Origin of the sequence: Streptomyces sp. NPDC020747, assembly GCF_044334695.1 — a bacterium.
Lineage (GTDB): Bacteria > Actinomycetota > Actinomycetes > Streptomycetales > Streptomycetaceae > Streptomyces.
This window is the reverse complement of record NZ_JBIRTJ010000002.1, coordinates 109770-126576: the sequence shown is the minus strand read 5'-3', so window position 1 is coordinate 126576 and position 16807 is coordinate 109770. Positions and strand designations below refer to the sequence as shown.

Here is a 16807-nt window from a genome sequence, read left to right as displayed (position 1 = left end):
GGCGGTAACAGGGTTTCACCGAGTACACACACGACGCCAGCGATCACTGGCAATGAATGGCCTGATCAGGGAGTCGTCCGGCGACGATCAGGGGCCGGCCGAAATATCGGAGCGCGGCGACCACTTCCTCGACCCGCCGATCTTCAGCCGGTCCCGCGCCCCCTTGAACACCTCCGTGCCCCTTTTCTCGTTCGCCGTCCCCTTCGGCATGTCGACGCGCAGCTCGTACAGCCGGCTGTCGTCGGTAAGGATCATCAGCTCCATGACGCGCACCAGCCTGCCCTCGGTCTCGTAGGTCGTGTCGACGAGCACGGCCTCGTTCCCGTGGAAGGACGTCTTCGTGTACTGCGTCCGCGACTCCCCGTAGCCGGCCCATGTCTCGGCCGAGTCCTTCGCCTGGCCCATCGGCGAGCGCGGCGCCTCGTCCCACAGGGTGAGTCGGACCTGGACGACCTCGTCGTTGTCGTAGATGGCCATGCGCGGCTGGTCGTCGGGGCCGCCCTGCTCGTGGAAGCGCACGTACTGCCTGGGGAGGGAGAGGACGGCGTTCAGGTCCGGCTCCTCGTTGGCGACCCAACTGTCCTTGGGAATGGGCAAGTTCGGGGCCACCGACGGCTTGCCCCCTTCGGCGGTCGCGCTGTCGTCGGTGAGCGAGGTCCCGGCCCAGACACCACCCGCGACGAGGAGGGCACCGGCGAGGACTCCGGCCACGAGACGCGCGGTGGAGCGCTTGCGCCTGGGGCGTACGGGGACGGGGTCGGCCCGGGTGCCCTCGGACGGGGCGGATATGTCGGAGGAGGCGGTCGACTCGGAGGGGGTGGCCGTCTCCGGCCGGACGGGCGACTCCGACGACCTCGACTTCTCCGGCGCCTCGTCCGAGGCGGAGGGCCTGGCGAGCCGCACCGTCCCCGAGTCGTCCGCGAACTCCCGTAACGCGGAGGTGTCCTGAGGGATCGTCAGATCTTCCCGTGGAGCCGGAGCCGGTACCGGCCACCGTTCCGCCACCGCCTCCAGTGCGACGACGACCTCGTCCGCGTCCGGTCTCTCGTCCGGGTCCTTCGCCAGGAGCCGCACGATCAGGGCGCCGAGCGGCCCCGCCTGCTTCGGTTCCGGCGGCTCGGCGGACAGGATCGCGGCGAGGGTCGACTCCAGCGTCGTACGCCGGAAGGGGGACCAGCCCTCCACGGCCGCGTACAGGCAGACGCCGAGGGACCACAGGTCAGCGGCCGGGCCGGCGCCGCGGCCGGACATCCGCTCGGGTGCGATGAACTCGAGGGAGCCGACGAACTCCCCGCTCATCGTGATGGATTCCTCGCCCTGGATGTGGGCGATGCCGAAGTCGGTGAGCACGACGCGGCCGTGCTGTCCGAGCAGCACGTTGGCCGGCTTCACGTCACGGTGCACGATGCCCTTGGCGTGCGCGACCTTCAGCGCGCCCACGACGGCGAGCCCGATCCGGGCGGTCTCGGCGGGCGGGAGCGCGCCGCGCCGCAGTACCTCGTGGAGGGACTCGCCGCGGATCAACTCCATGACGATCCAGGGAAGTCCGTCCTCCACGACCACGTCATGGATGGCGACGGCCGCCGGGTGTTCCACACGCGCCGCCGCCCGCGCCTCCCGCTGCAGCCGGTTGTACGCGCGCTGGTGGGCCGCGTCCTGCGGATCGCCGGGCAGCCTGGGCTCCTTGACCGCGACGTCCCGCTCCACGAGTTCGTCGACGGCCCGCCATACGGTGCCCATGCCGCCGGAGCCGATGCGCTCGGCCAGCCGGTAGCGGCCGCCGATCAGCCGCCCCCCGTCATCGCTCATGCCCCATCAGTACCGTGCGGGGCCTGAGCTTGTCGATGTCGTGTTGGGGGTCAAACGGAGGGTCATGCGGTGGGTCATGCGGTGGGCGGGGTCCGGTTCTCGGGCAGAGGCTCGTCCCTGGGCAGGGCCCGGTGCTTGGGGAGTGCCGTACGGCCCACCGCCGCCGCTAGCTTGCGCAGCCGGCGCCAGTCCATCGGCGGCTTGGTCTCCGGCACGCCCGGCCGGTTCCAGGGGACGCGCACCCGCAGCGCGCCGGGTGCGATACGGCACCGCACCGGGGTGGGCAGGACGAAGGCCTCGCCGTCCACGCCGACCTCGATCTCGGGGCGGTCGGCGTCGACGACCACCTCGCGGGCCGTGAGCACCGTGAGCCCGGTGGAGTGCACCCCCAGCAGCAGCCCTGCCGCCTCGGCCGCGTTCTCCACCTTGATGCCGAGGACGCCGAGGAGGCCCGACTCCAGCCGCTCCCGGTAGCCGAGGCCCGCCGGATCGTCCATGCGGTAGGGGTTGTTGCTCACGAGGAGAGCCTGGGGCGCGTCGATGACGGCCACCCCGGCCGCCTCCTCCGCCCCACTCGACATTCCGGTCTCGCTCGGTGTGCCCGCCCCACTCGGCGTGCCTGTCCCGGCGGTCCCGCCCGTCTCCTCGATCCGGGCGGTCAGCAGCGGCCCCCGCTGGTGCGTGAGCAGCTCCGGCAGCAGTTCCAGCGTCGTACGCACCTTGTCGTCCCGGTACTCGGGGCTCTGCACGACCACCGCGTACGCCCCGAACGAGGCGTTGTTGACGAAGGGGTGCCCGTCGGCGAAGCCGAGGTCGACACGGACCTCGACCCCCGAGGCGGTGAGCGCGTCGAGACAGGCGGCCGGGTCGTTCCGGTCGAGCCCGAGGTCCATGGCGAAGTGGTTCCGGGTCCCGGCGGAGACGACGAGGAACGGGATGTCGTGCTCGGCGGCGACCGCGGCGACCAGCGCCTGTGTGCCGTCCCCGCCCGCGACGCCGAGCAGATCGGCGCCGTCGGCGACGGCCCGCCGGGCGAGTTCGGTGACGTCCTCCTTGTGCTCGGGGTCGAGGAGGTGGACGCGCGCTCCGAACCGCTCGGCCTTCTCCTTCAGCCCGAACCGCTCGACCTTCCCGCCACCGGACCGCGGATTCATGATGAGGAAGGGCCTGGCGGGGGCGGGGGTCCGGTGCTCGGACACCCGCACGGCATGCGACTTGGTCAGGCTGAGCGCGAACTTCCCGGCCCAGACGGCGAAGCCCCACAGCGCCAGGGACACCACGACGACCCACAGCAGGTTCGCGGCGGCGAAGAGCCCGATGACCGTGGCCGGTGTCGCGAGTGCCAGCACCCCGGCCGCGGCCCGGGCCGGCCCCCGGAGGGTCAGCACCCACCAGAGCGCGGCGACCGTGACCGCCGTACCGAGCACCCCGACCACGACGAGCAGCACGCTCGCGGCCCTGGCGAATCCGATCGGCAGCAGTACGGCGAGGCCGGCCGCCGCCAGGGCACCGCGCGCCGCCCACCGCTGGCGTGCGTGCGCGCGCACGTCGAGATCCAGGCCCACGCCCGTCACCTCTCTCCACAGGAAGCCGCGGGGAGGGTCGGCGGCTGTCGTCCCTGTTGTCCGTCGGTGCTGAGCAGTATGCCGTTCCGGGACCGGCTTGACGTTTTCTTGACCCGCCCTCAGACTCCCAGTTTCACCGCAATACCACCGAAGGAACATTCGAATAATGAAGAGACTCGCGCTGCCTCGTCCCGGCGCCGCAGCCGTTGTGTCCGTCCTCTCGCTCGCCCTGGTGACCGGCTGCTCCGACAGCGGTTCCGACTCCGGATCGGGCAAGGACGACAAGGCCGCGGGCAAGGAGCCGGCCGCGGCAGCGAAGACCCTCGCCAAGGGTGAGCTGGACAAGCTCATCATCGCGACGGCCGACGTCAAGGGCTACAAGGTCGGCCCGGCCGACCAGTCCGAGCAGTTCGCCTCCTCCAAGGAGGAGATCAAGGTCGTCGACGAGAAGTGCGCGCCCCTCGCGTACGTCCTCACCGGCTTCGCGCCGGGCGACTCGGCCTCGTACGTCAATCGCATGGCCCAGGAGGACCCGACGGCCAAGGCGAGCGAGTCCCCCACCAAGGACCTGGAGGACATGACGGAGGAGGAGATGGAGGCCGCGATGAACTCGATCACCGACGCCCTCGGTTCGACGATGACCATCGTCTCGCTGTCCTCGTACGAGGGCGACGGCGCGAAGGAGACCATGTCCTCGCTCTCCGCCGCGATCGAGGGCTGCGGCGGCGGCTTCACGGCCACGGCCAAGGAAGAGCCCCAGAAGTTCAAGAAGGTCGAGGCGGAGAAGGCCTCGGGGAACGGCGACGAGTCGCTGGCGTTCGCGGTGACCGCGGACTCCGACGGCGACCCGGTCGTGCACGCGGAGGTCGCGCGGCACGGGAACACGGTCGCCACGTACTACTCGATCAGCTTGGCCGCGTTCGCCGATGACGCCAAGGTCTCCGACTACGACGTACCGGCCGCCCTGATCAAGGCCCAGACGGCGAAGCTCGGCTGAGCCGACGCCTGTTGGGGCGGAGCCTGTTGAGGCGGAGCCTGTTGGGGCGACGCCATTGAGGCGCGTAGGACACACAAGGCAGTACGCACGATGAGGGCGGGCCGGGTTCACCGGCCCGCCCTCCCGTGGTTGACGTGTCAGCCGATGGGCTGCGGCATGGGCCGGACGTCGTAGGCGAGGCTGATCGCGTCGCCGCCGGCCGGGTCGGCCAGTTCGACACGCCAGCCGTCGGCGAACTGGTCGACGCCGGGAGCCATCGGGATGGTGCCGGAGATCAGGACGGTCCCGGGTGTCAGCTCGCCGCGGGAGCGCAGGACGTCGACCCAGTAGCCCGGGGTGAGGAGTTCGGCGAGCGTCCCGGCCTGGATCTCGGTCTCGGTGCCGTCGTGGCTGACCCAGGCGCGCAGGGTGAGCTCGTCGATGCGGGACTCCACGTCGGCCAGGCGCCAGGCGCGGCGGGCGAGGACGTCGGGGCCGGCGTTCTTGCTCCACGCCACCCCGTGCACCTCCAGGTCGCGGTCGGTGTGGTCGCAGGCCGCCGTCAGCAGCAGCTCCCCGCCCTCCGCGACGACCAGCGCCCACTCCGCCTCGCCTGAGGTGCGGCCGTGCTGGACCGCGACCCGCTCGGTCTGCTGGGCGAGGTACGGGGAGACGGGGTAGAGCGCCGGCGTCACGGACGGGCCCGGCACACCCAGCTCGGCGAGCTCCGCGACGTGCGCGGCGACATCGTCCTGGCTGCGCCCGGCGTACCCGGCGTTGAGGACCTGGACGACATCGACCTCACGCGTCGATCCGTCGGGCAGTTCGAAGGTCAGCACGGCCATGAGGGCACTCCCAGGGATCGGGGAACAGGAAACGGGCATCGGGAAGGGGGTCTACGGATCCTGATTTCTCCGCGGTCGACTTCCGGCGCGGGGCTTGCGCATACGACCTGTATACAAGAAGTATGCCGGAAGGTCGATGTCCCCGAGCAAGGATGGGCACCATGCACGACACCCCGAAGAGCGACGCCGGGGCCGCTGAGAAGCGCTCCGGCGTCCGCCGCGCCTTCGTCGCGAGCCTCACCGGCACGGCCCTGGAGTGGTACGACTTCGCCGTCTACTCCGCCGCCGCGGCCCTGGTCTTCGGCGATCTGTTCTTCCCGTCGGAGGACCCGCTCACCGGCACGCTCCTGGCGTTCTCCACCTACGCGGTCGGCTACGTCTCCCGTCCCCTCGGCGGATTCGTCTTCGGCCGCCTCGGCGATGTGATCGGCCGCAAGAAGGTGCTGATCGCCACCCTCGTCCTGATCGGCGTGGCCACCTTCCTGATCGGCCTGCTGCCCGCCTACGGAACGATCGGCGTGGCGGCGCCGATCGCCCTGGTCGTGCTGCGCTTCGTCCAGGGCGTCGGCGTCGGCGGCGAGTGGGGCGGCGCCGTGCTGCTGTCCAGCGAGTTCGGCGACCCGCGCCGCCGGGGCTTCTACGCCTCCGCCGCACAGGTCGGCCCGCCCGCGGGCAACCTGCTCGCCAACGGTGTGCTCGCCGCCCTCGGCGCACTGCTGACCGAGGCGCAGTTCGAGTCGTGGGGCTGGCGGGTGGCGTTCCTGCTGTCCGGCGTCCTGGTCGCGTTCGGCCTGTGGATCCGGGCCAAGCTGGAGGAGACCCCGGTCTTCAAGGCGATGGAGGCCGAGCAGTCCCGGCCCGAGGCCCCGATCCGCGAGGTCTTCACCACCCAGCCCCGCGCCCTGACCGCCGCGATCCTGTGCCGGGTCGGCCCCGACGTGCTGTACGCCATGTTCACCGTCTTCGTGCTGACCTACGCCACCCAGGAACTCGACATGTCGCGCGGCTCCGCCCTCGCGGCCGTCCTCATCGGCTCCTCGGTCCAGGTCTTCCTGATGCCGCTGGCCGGCGCGCTCTCCGACCGCGTCAACCGACGCCTGCTGTACGGTGTCGCCGCGGTGGCCGCCGCGGTGTGGCCGTTCGTGTTCTTCCCGATGGCCGCCGGCGGTTCCTGGCTGCCGCTCGCCGCCGGGGTCCTCGTCGCCCTGGTCATCCACTGCTGTCTCTACGGACCGCAGGCCGCCTTCATCGCCGAGCAGTTCTCGCCCCGGCTGCGCTACACCGGCTCCTCGCTGGCGTACACCCTGGCCGGGATCATCGGCGGCGCCATCGCCCCGCTGCTGTTCACCACCCTGCTGAGCGCCTACGACAGCTGGGTACCGCTGGCCGTCTACATCGCCCTCGCCTGCGCGGTCTCCCTGGTGGGCGTCCTGCTGGGCCGCGACCCGGAGGCCGCCGTGGACGAGGACGCGGAGCTCGCCGCGCCGAAGACCCGGGCCGCGGCGGACCTTCCCCTGCCCCGCTGACAACGGCCACACAACCCCGCCCAGACTCGCCCCGAACAAGGAGGCCCCGCAGTGCGGATCGCCCTCAGCCAGCTCACCACCGGCCCCGACCCCGAGAAGAACCTGCGTCTCGTCGAGGAGTGGACGCGTCGCGCCGCGGACGCCGGAGCCCGCGTCGTCGTCTTCCCGGAGGCGTCGATGGCCTGCTTCGGCACGCCACTGGCCCCGCTCGCCCAGCCCCTCGACGGACCGTGGGCCGACGGCGTACGCGAGATCGCCCTCGCGACCGGCACCGTCGTCGTGGCCGGCATGTTCACCCCGGCCGACCAGGGCCGGGTGGCCAACACCCTGCTGGCCACCGGCCCCGGCGCCGAGGAGCCGGTCGAGGAGTCGTACGACAAGATCCACCTCTACGACGCCTTCGGCTTCCGCGAGTCCGAGACCGTCGCCGCGGGTTCCCGCCCCGCCGTGATCGACGTGGACGGGGTCCGGCTGGGCCTGGCCACCTGCTACGACGTCCGCTTCCCCGAGCTGTTCCGGGCGCACGCCGACGCCGGGGCGGTGGGCACACTGCTGGCCGCCTCCTGGGGAGCCGGCCCCGGCAAGCTCGACCAGTGGGAGCTGCTGGTGCGGGCCCGCGCGCTGGACACCACCGTCTGGGTCGCCGCCGTCGGCCAGGCCGATCCCGGCACCGGTCCGGGCCCTGTGCCGACCGGCATCGGGCACAGCCTGATGGTCGGCCCCGACGGAACCGTACGCGCCTCTCTAGGCGCCGATCCGGAGCTGCTCATTACGGAGCTGGACGTCGAGGAGGTCGGCGCGGTCCGGGAGAAGACGTCCGTACTGGCGAACCGGCGGCCGGACGTGTGGCGATGAGCGGGCCCGAGCTGGAGTTCCACCGCCCCGACGGCCCCTGGCACGCCCCGGCCGGCGCCGGACCCGGCGTCGAGGAGTGCGTCCTGGCCGAGGACCCCGAAAGCGGCCGGCGCACCGCGCTGGTCCGCTGGGCGCCGGGCACCGACACCTCGGCGGCGGGCGTGTCCCGGCACGACGTGTGGGAGGAGGTCTATCTCGTCGAGGGAGCGATGTACGACCTGACGCTGGAGCGCACCTTCACCGCGGGCATGTACGCCTGCCGTCCCCCGGGCATGCCGCACGGGCCCTGGACCTCACCGAACGGCGTGACGATGCTGGTGATCACGTACCCCTGATCCGGGCGGACACGGGAAGGTCCCCGGCGGCCGGGAGGCGTGCCGGGGGCACTTCAGGCATCTCAGCCGTCGAGGAGCACCTTGAGGGTCGACTGCAGGTGGTGGTCGATGGCCGCGCAGGCGGCCCGCGCGTCACCGGCGGCGAGGGCGTCCACGATGGCCTCGTGCTCGTCGAGCACCGCCTTCTGCCGTCCCTGCTGGTTGAAGACGGCGACCACTCCAGCACGGACCTGGCGGCTGCGCAGGCCGTCGTAGTGCCGGTCCAGCAGGGTGTTGCCGACGGCCGAGACCAGGGACGCGTGGAACCGGTGGTCCACGGCGATGAACTCCCGGGTCTCCTCGGCGCCGGTGAGCGCGCGCTGCTGTTCCAGCAGGGAGCGCAGCTCGTCCAGCGGCACCCGCTCGGCCGCGACGAGCCGCTCGGCCGCGTACCGCTCGACGAGGCCGCGCAGCTCCATCAGCTCCCGGACCTCCCGCCCCGTCAGAGGTGCCACCCGGGCACCGCGCTTGGGCACGAGCTCGACCAGGTCCTCCGCGGCGAGCAGCAGCAGCGCCTCGCGGATGGGGGTGCGGGAGACACCGATACGGTCGGCGAGCTCCTGCTCCGACACGAAGGCCCCCTGCATCTCGGGGTCCGTCAGCACCGTGTCCTTGAGATACGCGTAGGCCTTCTCCCGACCGGACGCCACGGCAACCCCCAGACATCGCATACAGTTTGTATACCGACGCTACCACGCACGTTCCCGCACGACACCGGGCCGCCGACCCCTGTCAGAAGCCGACGCCGTGAGCCATGTGCCACGAGCCATGTGCCGTGAGCCGTGAGCCGTGAGCCGTGAGCCGTCAGAGGGTTGGAAACAAGTTCAGAGCCGGTCGATGTCCAGGTTCGCGATCGCCGTCTTCGCGACCTCGCGCCCGCGCCCGGTGAAGTCGCCCTCGCCCGGGTAGCCGATCATGAGCTTGTACATGTCGCCGGACTTGGTCTTGTAGTAGAGGACCTGCATCTCGCGCGGACGCGGGGACTCGGTGTCCGTGGTCTCGTAGGTGATGGTGTTGAGGGCCGCTTTCCGGTCCTTGTACGTCGTCGGATCGGGCTTGCTCTTGGGAGCGGGCTCGGAGTCCATGTCCATGCCGTAGCTGCCGCTCTGCCGGTAGCTCGCGTCGTCGTCGTACATCTCGGCCGCCGCCGACCCGGCGATGTCACCGCTGGTGTCCTCGATCCTCTTGGCCAGCGTGAGGCTGATCCAGAGGCTGCCGCTCGCGTCGGTGAACTGGACCCAGTGTTCGTCCTTGGCCGCGTCGGGCTTGGGCACGGTCTTCACGTAGCCGGCCGGTACCGCCATCGTCGCGCCCAGCGCCTTCAGGTCCTTCTTGTCCCAGTTGTCGGGCAGTGGCCCCGCGAACGGGTCCGCGACCACCAGGTACGCCGCGAGCGCGGCCGCGACGACGACGGCACCGATCCCGATCCACCCCTTGCGGCCGACCCGGACCGACCTGCCGCCGGGCTCCGCCATCCGTACGACCTGCGTGGGCGCGGGCTCGGGCGGACGCGCGGCCTGCTCCAGGAGCGCGCGCACCCGCGCGGCGTCCGGGCGGCGGGCCGGGTCCTTGTCGAGGAGGCCGTTGATGGCGTCGGCCAGTGGTCCCGTGGCCGCGTTGGGCGCGGCCGGCGTGGCGTTGAGGACGGACTGGAGCGTCGCCGGCGTGTTGCTGCGGCGGAACGGCGACACGCCCTCCGTGGCCGCGTACAGGACCACACCCAGGGACCAGAGGTCCGAGGCCGGACCCGGCCGCTGCCCCAACACCCGCTCCGGTGCGATGAATTCGGGCGAGCCGACGAAGCCGCCGGTGTCGGTCAGGTTCGTCTCGCCCTCGATCTGGGCGATGCCGAAGTCGGTGAGGACGACCCGGTCGCCCGTGCCGAGCATGACGTTGTCGGGCTTGACGTCCCGGTGCAGGATGCCCGCCGCGTGCGCGGATTCCAGCGCGCCCAGCACGTCGAGGCCGATTCTCGCCGCCTCACGCGCCCCGATCGTGCCCTCTTGCAGGGCGGCACCGAGCGAACGCCCCCGTACGAGCTCCATGACGATCCACGGCCGGCCGTCCACGACCGCGACATCGTGGACGTTCACGACGGCCGGGTGGTCGAGCCGGGCCGCGGCGCGCGCCTCGCGACGCATCCGCTCGTAGGCGTTGTCCCGTTCACGTTCGGGAAGGTGGTCCGGTACCCGCGGCTCCTTGACGGCGACCTCCCGGTCCACCGTCTCGTCCTTCGCCCGCCACACGGTGCCCATACCGCCGTGCCCGAGTTTGCCGAGCAGCCGGTAACGGCCCGCGATCAGCCGACCGGTGCCCGGCTCCTGCGGCGCCTGCTGGTCGGGCACGACCTGGGTGGGCGCGGCGTACGGGTTCCCGGGGTGCGGCACGGCGACCGGCGGCCGCGGCGGTTGCAGGCCGAAACTCGTTGGTTCGTCGGGTCCGTATGGGGCTCCCCCGTTGTTGCTCATGGGTCCATCCCTATCGCGGCAAGCGCTTCGCGAGCCACCCTGGGCGCTTTCCAGTCACAGACCCGTGACGCACGGTGTCGCTTATGTTCCTTTTACGCGGCCACGCCACTCACGTGCCCGAGGGGTCGACTCCGCCGGACCCTGGGCGGGTCACCGTGACAGTGGGGGCGGGGCTCGTGCCGCCCGGGCTCGCGGCGGGGCTCGTGGGCGCGCTCGCCGTCGGGCCGGTCGTCGATGTGGTTGTCGCGGTGGTCGTAGTAGTGACCGTCGCCCGGGACGATGGCGCGGAACTCGTCGGTGACAAGGGCCCGTTGCCCCCGTCACCGTCCATCAGCAGCGCGGCGGCCGACACACCCGCCACGGCCATCGCGGCGACGAGCGCGACCGCGATCAGCACGTTCCGCGTGGCGGAGCGCGAGGAGGCGACGGACCTCATCGGCGATGTCACGGGCGAGTCCGACGGAGGCCGCGGCGCGTGGAGCGACTGCGGATGCGACTGCGGATGCGGTCTCGGCGCGTCCCGCCGGGTCGGTCTGTAGCCGGGCGACACCGGCGGCATACGGCCCGTGTCGAGAAACGCCCGCAGCAGCCGCTCCGCCTCGACCGCGTCGAGCCTGCGCTCGGGATCGCGCTCAAGCAGGCCCCGTACGACGGGAAGCAGGGGCGCGGCGGACGCGGGCGGACGTATCTCGTCGACCACCACCGCGTGCAGGATCCCGCCCAACGAGTCGCGGCGGAACGGCGATTCGCCACTCAGGGCGGTGCAGAGCAGCGCGCCGAGCGACCACAGGTCGGACTCGGGGCCGGTCCTGAGGCCGGACATCCGCTCGGGTGCGGTGTACTCGGGCGAGCCCACGAACGACCCGCTCTCGGTGAGCGTCGTCGACCCCGCGACCTGGGCGATCCCGAAGTCGGTGAGGACGACCCGGCCCTCCCCGGTGAGGAGTACGTTCGCGGGCTTCAGGTCCCGGTGCAGCACACCCGCGCCGTGTGCCCTGCGCAGCGCGCCGAGCAGGTCGATGCCCATCCGGGCGGTCTCGGCCGCGTCCACGGGCCCGCTCCGGGAGATCCGCTCGGCGAGCGAGCCGCCCTCGATCAACTCCATGACGATGTAGGGGCGTTCGTCCTGCTCGACGACGTCGTGCACGACGATGATGTGCGGGTCCCGCAACTGGGCGACGGCACGCGCCTCACGCAGGGTCCGGTCGCGCTGCAGCCGGGACTCCTCAGCCGAGAGCGAGGTGTCGAGGACGAGTTCCTTGACCGCGACCTGCCTGCCGAGCAACTGGTCCGCGGCCCGCCATACGACGCCCATACCGCCCCGGCCGAGTCTGGCCTCCAGCCGGTAACGGCCCGCGATGACACGGACGTTGTCCCCCTCGGTCACCATGCGCCCCATCATGCCGCACCGGACGGAGGCCTTCCGGGCCGCTGCGGCACGGGTGGCCGACAAGCGACGTACGCGGTGACGCCTCGCACCGGCCGTGTTTACGGGGCGTACGGCGCGTACGGGTTCACTGGGCGCCCGGGGGCCGCCAGCTGCGCAGGATCGTGTCGAACCGTTCCTTCGCGGTGTCCCAGTCCGCCGCCGGAGCGGACATGTAGATCACGTACTCGACGCCGTCACGGCTGAGATACGCCTGCTCGCTGGCCCGGCGCGGGCCGGGGAACTCCGTGTCCTTCGGCAGCGCGGTCCAGGTGAAGTCCCAGAGCCCGCCCGGGCGGTCGCGGAAGGTGTTCTCCTCCAGACCCACCTGCTGGTAGTCCTGCAGCCGCCCGTTCAACTGCTGCTCCAGGTCGAGCAGATGCGTGTACGGGGTGTCGAAGTCCGGCGAGTCGTCGATGGCGATGCGGACGAAGTGCTCGCCGTTGTCGGGCGTGTAGTCGATCTGAGCGCCTTCGGTCTGCCGCTTCCAGCCCTTGGGCAGGACAAGGCTGAAACCCTGGGGGTCGTTGACGCGCTCCCAGCCGTCCGGCACGCCGCCGGTGCCGGTGCCCGGGGTCTGGTTCCCCTGCCCGTCGTCCGTCTCCCCCGCCGAGGACGACGGCGTGGAGGAGGACGGGTCGGGGGACGAGGACGACGAGTCGCCCTTGCTGCCCCACCCGTCCGCGTACAGCATCGCCGCGACGCCTCCGCCGCCCACGAGCGCGGCCAGGATGACGACGAGGACGAGCGTGCTGACCTTGCGGCGCTGCGTCCCGGCGGCCGTCGGCTGGTTCATGGTGGCGACGTGGTCGGGCACGGGACGGCCGTGGCTGCCGTAGGTGTCGTGCGCGAGGTGGCTGCCGTAGGCGGCATGGCCGCCGGAGTCGCCGGGAGTGCCAGGTCCTCCCTGGGTCCCGTGCGCACCCTGCGGGCCACCGTACGTTCCCTGAGGCCCGTACGCGGCATGGGCCGGCCCGTACGTGCCCTGGGGCGTGGGCGACTCGGGAGCCTGAGGGGACGCACCGGACTCGTATGAGGTGGCCACATGTTCCGTCGGCACATAGGCCTGCGCCGAGTTCGGTGCGCGCCCCTCCGCGGCCTCGGCGAGCATCTGCTCGGCCTCCTCGGGACCGGGCCGCTCGGCGGGATCCTTGCGCAGCAGCGCGGCGATGACGGGCCCGAGCGCGCCGGCGTGCGTCAGCTCGTCGGGCTCCTCGCCGACCACGGCCTGCATGGTGGTCAGCGGGGTCGTCCGCCGGAACGGAGACCTCCCCTCGACCGCCGTGTAGAGCGTCGCGCCGAGCGCCCAGAGATCGGAGGAAGGACCCGGATCGTGGCCGCGTACGCGCTCCGGCGCCAGATAGTCGACCGAGCCGACGATCTCCCCGGTGCGCGTGATCGTCGTGTCGCCCTCGACCTGTGCGATCCCGAAGTCGGTGAGCAGGACGCGCCGGTCGTCGGCGATCAGTACGTTGCCGGGCTTGACGTCGCGGTGCAGTACTCCCGCTGCGTGCGCGGCCCGCAGCGCGCGCAGCACCCACAGCCCGATTCGCGCCGCCTCCCGGGACTCGACGCGACCTGACTCCTTGACCGCGTCGGCGAGCGAGCCGCCCTCGACCAGCTCCATCACGATCCACGGGCGGCCGTCGTACTCCAGCACATCGTGCACGGTGACGACGGCCGAGTGGTTGATCCGCGCGGCCGCGCGCGCCTCGGCCCGGGTCCGGGCGAGGAGCACGGCCTGGTCGCTGTCCGCCGCATAGAGCGCGGCCGTCAACTCCTTGATGGCGACGGCCCGGTGCAGCACCTCGTCGTGCGCGCGCCACACCCGGCCCATGCCGCCACTGCCGATGGAGTCGACGAGCCGGTAGCGCCCCGACAACAGCAGGCCCTGCATCTGATTCACGTTTCCCCGCAATGCTCTTGACAGGGTCAGACTAGGGACCGGCCTCCGCCCAGGGAACCGGCGGGTCCCTACGGAGACAGCACTGTGACGGTTCATCGGGGCCTGAACAGGCGCTTGCCGCCCGGCAATCGGACGTCAGCCGGACGTCAGTCGGACGTCACTCGGTGGCCTGACAGGTCTCCCGACAGGTCTCAGCCGGTGGCCTGATAGCTCGCCGACGCCTGCTCGTAGAGCCGCGTCACCTCGTCCCGCTCGGCCTCCGGACCAAGCACCTGCACCACGTGGTACCGCCCGCCGACGATGATCGCGAGATTACGTACGAAGACCTCGCGCCCCTGGGAGTCCTGCCAGGTGAACTGCCCCTCGGCCATGGTCCGTCCGCCGACCTCGATGCGCCGCATCCCGCTGGACGTGGCCCACGTCGAGTCGCGGAACGGCTGCAACTCGCGTTCGTCCTCACGCTGGTACGTCATCGGATCGGTGCCGTACTCACTGGTCGTGTCGCGGCCGGGCACGACCAGCAGCTCGAAGTCGCCCTGGGAGTAGACGATCTGACCGCGGCCGTTCTTCCCCGTCCGGTCCCAGCCGTTGGCGACCGCGACGCGGAAGCCCTCGGAGTCCTTGCGCACGGTGAAGCCCTGCGCGACCTCGGGTCCGGTGGTCTGGGTGCTGGAACTGGACGACTGCGTCGGGCTGTTCTCCTTGCTCGGCGACTTCTCGTCCTGCGGGTCCGCGCCCGCGTTCCCGTCCGTGCCGGTGTCCGTGTCGGCCGAGTGCCCCGGCGTCGGAGTGACGACGTCCCCCGCGGAACCGGTCCGCTCACCGGCGTTGTCGGACTTCGGCATGAAGGCCACGGCATACGCAACGGCCGCCGCCATGACCAGCAGTATCAACAGGAGCAGCGTGCGGCCGAGCCGGCGGGGCTTGGCCTCCCGCCTGGACCGCTTGTGGCGGCCGTGCGGGCTGGTGTCGGGCAGTCCGGCGCGGCGCCTGCGGACGAGCTCGCCCCGGCGGCGCACGACGGGCAGCCGCTTGGGATCCACGGGCGGCGCCGCCACGACGTACGTCCCCGCCTCCGGCTCGGGCGCCGACCGCACCAGCGAACGCAGCCAGCCGCGCAGCTCCTCGAAGTCCAGCCGCTCGGTGGGGTCCTGGCGGAGCAACGACTCCACGACCGGCCGCAGCGGCCCGCACTCCTCGGCGAACGCGGGCGGCTCGGCGCACACCAGCTGCACCAGCTCGGCGGTGTTCTCCTCGGGGTAGGGCGCGTGCCCCTGAACGGCCCGGAAGAGCAGCGCCCCCAACGCCCACAGGTCGGTCGCGGGCCCAATCGGCGCCGCCAACTGCCAGTTCTCGTGCACGGGCCCGGCCTGCTCTGGCGCCCAGCGCTCGGTGACCGGTCCGACGACAGCCATCCGCGCCTGCCGGGCCCGCTCGGCCGCCAGGGCGGTGGCGGGGCCCCGATGGGCGGCGGGCGCGGGATCGGCGCCGGTCAGCCGACTCCACTGGGTGGGGGCCTCGGTGGCGGTGTGGGTGGTGTGGCCGAGGTCCGCGGTGTGCGCAGGGTCCGTGCCGTAGTCGGGGCCAGAGGTGTTGGCGAAGTGGCCGGCGATGCCGTTGCTGTTCCCGGGGTGGGACACGCCGTTGCCGTTCCCGGGGAATCCGGAGCCGTCACCGTGACCCGGCACTCCGCTGCCGTTGCCCCCGTTGCCGCTGCTTCCTGCGCCGGGCCCGGGCAGCGCGGGAGGCTGGTTCTGCCCGTGTCCGTCCAGCTCGGGCGCACCATGACGCGGCGCCGCGCCGTGCCAGGAACCGGACCGCCCCACCCCGTACGGGTCGGCGATCTGCCCCGGCGTCGAGGTGTGCTCCACTCCGAACCCGGAGGTCTGTCCGACCTCGGCCTCGACCTCTGCGGGCTGAGACCGCGGCGCGGGCAACGCCGCGTTCCGGCCGCCCCGCTCTTCCTCCTGCACCCGGGCCGCGGCCCGCGCGCCCGCGCGGTAGGCCGCGATGGCCCCGGCCCGCGCGGCCCGCACATCACCGCCGGCGTCCAGCGCCCGCTGCCCCGCGGCCGACGCCTGTGCCCGCCCGACGGGCGACAGCTCTCCGCCGCCTCCGGGCACGGCCTCGACGGCGGCACGACCGCCACCGGCAACCCGCGCACCGGGCACACCACCGGAACCGCCCTGCTGGGACTGCCCGTGCCGCCCATGCTGACCGAGCTGACCCTGAGGCCCGGACGAGCCTGTGGGACCAGCCGCACCGGCCGGGCCGGCCGAGCCCGTCCGACCTGGCGGACCGCCGGCCGGTCCGGAGCCGCCCGTCTCACCCTCACCGTCGGCGGTCGGCACCGGGTCGTACCCGCACAGCGCCTCCTCCGCGGCCCCCGCGGCAAGCCCCGTGAGCATCACGCGCCCGTCGTCGCAGACGAGCACCGTGCGCGCGGTGATGTTCCGGTGCACCCATCCGTGGCCGTGCAGCACCCGCAGCGCGGTCAGCACGTCGGAGGCCACCTCCGCGGCCCGGTACGGACTCAGCGGCCGCTCCGCGAGCAGCGCCGCCAGTGGCCGCGCGGACACCATCTCGCTCACTATCCACAACGACCCGCCCTCGGCGAACACGTCGAAGACCTGGTCGAGCCGCGGATGGTCGGGGATCTGGGCCGCGGCCTGCGCGGCCTCGATCGCCCGCCGCACCGCCGGTTCGGTGGGCCGCCGTGTGGTCCGCGCGGACGGCCGCCGCACTCCGGCGTCCCGGGCCACGAACCCGTCGGGCAGCCCGTCCGCGTCGAGCACCTCCGCCTCGACGATCTCGGGCAACGGCACCTGCCGGACCAGGACTTCCTGTCCGCTGTACGTGTCGAAGGCCCGGGTCTCGGCGAGTTCGTACTCGTCCGACGGCGGCAGCGGCAGACGGTAACGGTCGGCGAGTACCCGTCCCGCATAGTCGTCCACGATGCCTCCCCCGGCCGCCCGGTTGGTCAATTCCGTTCGCCATGCGTCCCGTTGTGGCTGCAGATGTGGCTGCGTACGGTCCGCAACCACTCACGATACGTGC

11 protein-coding genes and 1 pseudogene are annotated in these 16807 nt (G+C 72.2%); 4 read left to right on the top strand and 8 right to left on the bottom strand.

The features are described 5' to 3' along the window. Positions 1–87: 87 nt before the first annotated feature. Together ACH4YP_RS05665 and ACH4YP_RS05660 are read right to left on the bottom strand one after the other, a co-directional pair. A complete protein-coding gene (locus tag ACH4YP_RS05665; protein ID WP_361054014.1) occupies positions 88–1809 on the bottom strand; it encodes a serine/threonine-protein kinase in 1722 nt (573 codons plus the stop codon). 74 nt (positions 1810–1883) lie between these two features. Further along, entirely contained in the window at positions 1884–3374 is a 1491-nt protein-coding gene (locus ACH4YP_RS05660) for a diacylglycerol kinase family protein (protein ID WP_361054011.1), read from the bottom strand. A gap of 166 nt (positions 3375–3540) precedes the next feature. Between ACH4YP_RS05660 and ACH4YP_RS05655 the strand changes: the two genes are divergently transcribed. Beyond that, complete coding sequence (locus ACH4YP_RS05655) at positions 3541–4371, top strand: hypothetical protein (protein WP_361054008.1); 831 nt, start codon at positions 3541–3543, stop codon at positions 4369–4371. A 137-nt stretch (positions 4372–4508) separates the two neighbouring features. On the opposite strand, the gene ACH4YP_RS05650 is transcribed toward ACH4YP_RS05655, so the two are convergent. After that, positions 4509–5195 (bottom strand): DUF2848 domain-containing protein, encoded by a 687-nt coding sequence (locus tag ACH4YP_RS05650; RefSeq protein WP_361054005.1) that lies wholly within the window; start codon positions 5193–5195, stop codon positions 4509–4511. A gap of 161 nt (positions 5196–5356) precedes the next feature. On the opposite strand from ACH4YP_RS05650, the gene ACH4YP_RS05645 reads away from it, so the two are divergent. The 3 genes from ACH4YP_RS05645 to ACH4YP_RS05635 are packed head-to-tail and all read left to right on the top strand — an operon-like array spanning position 5357 to position 7911. Next, entirely contained in the window at positions 5357–6721 is a 1365-nt protein-coding gene (locus ACH4YP_RS05645; RefSeq protein WP_361054002.1) for an MFS transporter, read from the top strand. 51 nt (positions 6722–6772) lie between these two features. Continuing rightward, complete coding sequence (locus ACH4YP_RS05640) at positions 6773–7576, top strand: carbon-nitrogen hydrolase family protein (protein WP_398489546.1); 804 nt, start codon at positions 6773–6775, stop codon at positions 7574–7576. Further along, positions 7573–7911 carry a cupin domain-containing protein gene (locus ACH4YP_RS05635; protein WP_398489545.1) on the top strand — a complete coding sequence of 113 codons (339 nt, stop codon included), beginning with the start codon at positions 7573–7575 and terminating at the stop codon, positions 7909–7911. Before ACH4YP_RS05640 ends, ACH4YP_RS05635 begins: the two co-directional genes overlap by 4 nt. A 62-nt stretch (positions 7912–7973) precedes the next feature. Here the strand turns inward: ACH4YP_RS05635 and ACH4YP_RS05630 are convergent, their stop codons facing one another. From ACH4YP_RS05630 to ACH4YP_RS05610, 5 genes and pseudogenes are all read right to left on the bottom strand, one after another. Further along, on the bottom strand, positions 7974–8600 hold the full coding sequence (locus ACH4YP_RS05630) for a GntR family transcriptional regulator (RefSeq protein WP_361053993.1): 627 nt from the start codon (positions 8598–8600) through the stop codon (positions 7974–7976). A 174-nt stretch (positions 8601–8774) separates the two neighbouring features. Then, positions 8775–10418, bottom strand: a complete 1644-nt coding sequence (locus ACH4YP_RS05625) for a serine/threonine-protein kinase (RefSeq protein WP_398489543.1) — start codon at positions 10416–10418, stop codon at positions 8775–8777. A 115-nt stretch (positions 10419–10533) separates the two neighbouring features. Then, a pseudogene (locus tag ACH4YP_RS05620) lies at positions 10534–11808 on the bottom strand (serine/threonine-protein kinase); the annotation flags it as partial. Positions 11809–11932: 124 nt separating this feature from the next. Then, positions 11933–13741: a protein kinase gene (locus tag ACH4YP_RS05615; protein WP_398490007.1), complete on the bottom strand. Its 1809-nt coding sequence runs from the start codon at positions 13739–13741 to the stop codon at positions 11933–11935. 200 nt (positions 13742–13941) lie between these two features. Beyond that, positions 13942–16704 (bottom strand): protein kinase, encoded by a 2763-nt coding sequence (locus tag ACH4YP_RS05610; protein ID WP_398489541.1) that lies wholly within the window; start codon positions 16702–16704, stop codon positions 13942–13944. Positions 16705–16807: the final 103 nt, after the last annotated feature.